This window comes from Armatimonadota bacterium, assembly GCA_039679645.1.
Classification (GTDB): domain Bacteria; phylum Armatimonadota; class UBA5829; order UBA5829; family UBA5829; genus UBA5829.
Map to the genome: position 1 here is coordinate 1 of JBDKUO010000023.1, position 4,572 is coordinate 4,572.

The following is a 4,572-nucleotide window of genomic DNA, read 5'->3' on the forward strand; positions in this document are numbered from 1 at the left end:
GTCATTGGTTGCCTGTTTTAGCAGCATTGATAGATTTATACACTTGTGTTGTCGCCGAATCGGGGAACTTGGAATGTGTTTCAATAATTCTTCGTATCTTAGCGAAGCATTCTGAGACAGCTTCCGAATGTCCCGAAGCCCCGTGCAGCCGCTTCGGAGCATACGCTCGCGAAGCATCACTGCTAGGGGAGGAAATTATACATATAAAGAAACTGCCAAAACGAACTGCCTCACGCTCAATATTTCAAATTTCAAGCTCAGTTCGTTTTGACAAAAATGCAAAAAATCCCCCAGCCGGCTCTCTGCCGACCGGGGGATTCATTTTATCTGCATATTTGGACGCAATACGTTGCGCCCTCACCCTAGCCCTCTGCCACAGGAGAGGGAATAAGGCATTTACTTCTTGCTCTTCTCCTCGATAACTGCCTGGGCAGCAGCGAGTCTGGCAACCGGGATTCGCTTGGGTGAGCAGGATACGTAGTTCAGGCCGATCCTGTGGCAGAACTTGACGCTGTCCGGCTCTCCACCGTGCTCTCCGCAGATTCCGAGCTTGATCGTCGGGTTAACTGCCTTGGCATCCTCGACACAAATCTTCATCAGTCGACCGATGCCCTTCTGATCGATAGTGTCGGTCGGGTCGGTCTTGAAGATCTGCTTGTCGATATACAGAGGCAGGAACTTGGCGGCATCGTCGCGGCTGATACCATAGCCCATCTGGGTCAGGTCGTTGGTGCCGAAGCTGAAGAACTGAGCTTCCTTGGCGATCTCATCAGCAGTAAGGGCTGCGCGCGGGATCTCGATCATCGTGCCGATCATGTAGTCGACCTTGATGCCCTCAGCCTTCATAGTCTCATCTGCGACCTGAGTAAGCTGCTTCTTGAGATATGTGAGCTCATTGACGGTGCCGATGAGCGGGATCATGATCTCAGGATGCACTTCCATGCCGGACTTCTTGACCTCACAGGCAGCTCCTATGATAGCGCCAACCTGCATGTTTACGATGCCAGGCATGTAGATCGAGAGCCTGCAGCCTCTAAGGCCGAGCATCGGGTTCTGCTCGTGCATATCCACGACCTTCTTGAGAAGCTTTTCCTTCTCAGGCAGCTCAGGAGAGTTCGGGTTCTTGCAGCGAAGTTCAGTCACCTCGACCAGCAGCTCGTCCATGTTAGGCAGGAACTCATGCAGAGGTGGGTCGATCAGTCTTACTGTGACCGGCCTGCCGCCCATTGCCTTGAAGATACCCACGAAGTCATTGCGCTGCAGAGGAAGCAGTTTGTCCAGAGCTTCCTGGCGGGTCTTCTCGTCTTCGGCAAGGATCATGTTGGCTACCAGCGGGGTGCGCTCTGCACCGAGGAACATGTGCTCAGTGCGGCAGAGTCCGATGCCTTCTGCTCCGAGTGCGACCGCGTCGGCTGCATGCTCGGGGTTGTCGGCGTTGGCGCAGACCTTGAGCTTGCGGACTTCATCAGCCCAGCCCATGAATGTGCCGAAGTCGCCGGTGACTGTCGCGGGCTCGGTCTCGAGCTGAACGTTGTATACCAGGCCGAGGGTTCCATCGATTGTGATGACGTCGCCTTCTTTGAGCACGATATCGCCCACGTTGACCTGCCTCTTGGCTTCGTCGATCTTGACGGCGCCGCATCCGCAGACTGTCGGGATGCCGTACTGGCGGGCGATGAGAGCCGCGTGGCTGGTGCGTCCGCCGAGCTGGGTAAGAACACCCTTAGCGGCAAGCATTCCGCCGAGGTCGTCCGGGTTGGTCTCTTTGCGAACGAGGATGACTTTCTCGCCCTTGGAGGCCATTGCGATAGCGGTCTTGGAATCCAGAGCGATCTTGCCCGACGCGCCGCCGGGTCCTGCGTTCAGACCCTTTGCGATCTCCTTGGCGCCCTTGGCAGTCTTGATGCGCGGGTGGAGGAGCTGTTCGAGAGCTTCCGGCGGGACTCTCATCAGAGCCTCTTCCTTTGTGATGCGCTTCTCATTGACCATGTCTACAGCAATCTTGACGGCTGCAACGCCTGTGCGCTTGCCGTTGCGGCACTGAAGGATGAAGAGTCGGCCCTTCTCGATGGTGAACTCGATGTCCTGCATATCGCGATAGTGATCTTCGAGTTTCTGCGCGATATCGGTGAACTGCTTGTAGATTGCGGGGAACTCGTTGGCAAGCTGCGCAATCTCTTCAGGGGTTCGCACGCCGGCCACGACATCCTCGCCCTGAGCGTTCTTGAGGAACTCGCCGAAGAGCTTGTTCTCACCGTTGGCGGCGTTGCGGGTGAAGGCAACACCGGTACCGCAGTCGTCGCCCATGTTACCGAAGACCATCGTCTGAACGTTGACGGCGGTTCCGAGGTCGTGGGAGATCTTCTCGCGGTTGCGGTAGATGATGGCTCTCTCGTTGTTCCAGCTCTTGAATACGGCTATGATAGCCAGTTTGAGCTGCTCCATCGGGTCTGTCGGGAAGTCGCTGCCGGTGACTTCCTTATAATACACTTTATACTGAGCGACCAGTTCCTTGAGGCCCTCGGCATCTACTTCCGTATCGACCTTGGCGCCTTTCTTCTCTTTGAGGGCGTCGAAGATGATCTCGAAGTGATGCTTGGCCAGCTTTGGATAATCGCCTGAAAGCACGATGTCGGAGAACATCATCAGGAATCGGCGATAGGCGTCGTAAGCGAACCGCTCGTTACCGTTGGCGGCGACGATTCCCTTGAGGGTATCATCGTTGAGACCAAGGTTAAGGACGGTGTCCATCATACCAGGCATGGAAAACTTCGCGCCGGAGCGGACCGATACGAGCAGGGGATTGTTGGCATCACCCAGTTTCTTGCCCATGTCCTTCTCGACGTCGGCAAGAGCGGCTAGCACATCTTCCCAAAGTCCGTCGGGAAGCTTACCGAGCTTGGTATATTCGTTGCAGGTCTCGGTGGTGATGGTGAATCCGGGCGGAACAGGCAGACCGATATTGGTCATCTCCGCCAGGTTAGCGCCCTTGCCTCCGAGAAGGTCTCTCATCGTAGCGTTACCTTCGCGGAAGAGGTACACGCGTTTCTTGTCAGACATCAAGTAATTCCTCCTATATATCTACTTGCTTATTAGTTGTCGTACCAACCATAAAACTTATTCGGCGGCCAAGAGAATTCCTTCCGCCCAATTGGTAATTAATAAACTTTTAGTGAGGTGGATGATGGGTGTTAGGTGTTAGGTGTTAGGTGTTAGGTGTTGGGTGCTGGGGAAGGGAGGGGCTGGTTGGCGTTGACAGGCGGACTGGTTGTGGATAGAATGCGGATTAGGCTGTGTATTATAACCAACAAGGAGCACTTGTAATGGAATCTGCTTGGATTGGAATAATAGGTGTTGTGATTGGCCTAGTAATTAATGAATTCTTTAGAAGAAGTAGTCGTGTTGAGCCATATTCCCAGCAACTTTTCGCAAAACGCATAGAGGTATATGAAGACTTGTTCCGAATTACCAATAACTTTTCTAAAGTGGCTGCTGAAGTATTAGAAAATGATGATTATACTCCTGAGGAACGTAAGGAGATCGTAGACGAAACTGTACTTGCTGTTGCAGAGTTATGCGATCAACAAGCATTCTATCTTGATGATAGAATAGTAATTCAATGTGTCTCGGCTCTTATGGGTTTAGAGGACATCTATTACATTACTGACAGCAATGAGAAAACCCACAGGACTAAGCAATTCTACGATAACCTTACGCAAACTCGACAAATTCTCAAAGATTGCTCCGGTTTGAGCAAGATTGAAGAGCTCTTCCAAAATATTCACGGATATCGGCTTGACAGTGAAATTATTAGATTCGTCAATAAGCAGCTCAAAGGCCGGAAACCCATGTTCATTGGATGCACAGGAAAGCGAAGTAAACTAAATGGTTCGGCATCCCCTGATGCCGGACATGATTCAGTTGTTACGGAAAGCCGTTATCCTAAAAGCAATAAACAACAGATGTGATAATCTGTCATTCCCGCGAAAGCGGGAATCTAGGCGCTGTTGCCGTATTAGGGCGCAAACTCTCTGGATTCCCGATCAAGTCGGGAATGACACGGTTGTTGGAGCGGCCGGAAATAACATTGTTTATGTGGATGTGGGAATCTAGAAAAAGATGAACCAATACTACGTATACATTCTTGCAAGCAAGAGAAATGGAACACTATATGTCGGCGTTACTAATAATCTCCAGCGCAGAATGTATGAACACAAGCAAGGAAAGCTAGAAGGCTTCACCAAGAAGTATAATGTTAATATGCTTGTCTATTTCGACCAAACTTCAGATGTGAATGCTGCCATAGCCCGAGAGAAACAAATAAAGAAATGGAATAGGGCTTGGAAGCTTCAGCTTATAGAGTCGATGAATCCGAATTGGGATGACCTGGCGGCAGATTGGTTTCTCAAGGAGAATGATAAGTGAGAGGGCTATTTCGGGACGTCAGAGGCTGTCTCAAATCCCATTAGCCTTATATACATAATCGACCATATTTGCGTATATTATCTGTGATCGCCAGATTGATACAATCAAACGTTTGATATTAGCAAGATATTGCCTTGCATCGGCATT

The 4,572-nt window shown here is 51.1% G+C and carries 3 protein-coding genes; 2 read left to right on the forward strand and 1 reads right to left on the reverse strand.

The genetic code is table 11. From position 1 onward, the window contains the following. Positions 1-396 precede the first annotated feature (396 nt). The gene (ppdK, locus tag ABFD83_04610; GenBank protein MEN6356349.1) at positions 397-3,060 is read right to left on the reverse strand and encodes a pyruvate, phosphate dikinase; all 2,664 of its coding nucleotides are present in this window, start codon (positions 3,058-3,060) and stop codon (positions 397-399) included. 263 nt (positions 3,061-3,323) lie between these two features. Between ppdK and ABFD83_04615 the strand changes: the two genes are divergently transcribed. Together ABFD83_04615 and ABFD83_04620 are read left to right on the forward strand one after the other, a co-directional pair. Next, complete coding sequence (locus ABFD83_04615; GenBank protein MEN6356350.1) at positions 3,324-3,968, forward strand: hypothetical protein; 645 nt, start codon at positions 3,324-3,326, stop codon at positions 3,966-3,968. A 151-nt stretch (positions 3,969-4,119) separates the two neighbouring features. Next, a complete protein-coding gene (locus ABFD83_04620) occupies positions 4,120-4,425 on the forward strand; it encodes a GIY-YIG nuclease family protein (GenBank protein ID MEN6356351.1) in 306 nt (101 codons plus the stop codon). Positions 4,426-4,572: the final 147 nt, after the last annotated feature.

What these genes read in the sequence shown, in the direction of transcription:
- ABFD83_04615 (MEN6356350.1), top strand. Translation starts at nt 3,324, where the DNA reads ATGGAATCTGCTTGGATTGGAATAATAGGTGTTGTGATTGGCCTAGTA.
- ABFD83_04620 (MEN6356351.1), top strand. Translation starts at nt 4,120, where the DNA reads ATGAACCAATACTACGTATACATTCTTGCAAGCAAGAGAAATGGAACA.
- ppdK (MEN6356349.1), bottom strand. Translation starts at nt 3,060, where the DNA reads ATGTCTGACAAGAAACGCGTGTACCTCTTCCGCGAAGGTAACGCTACG.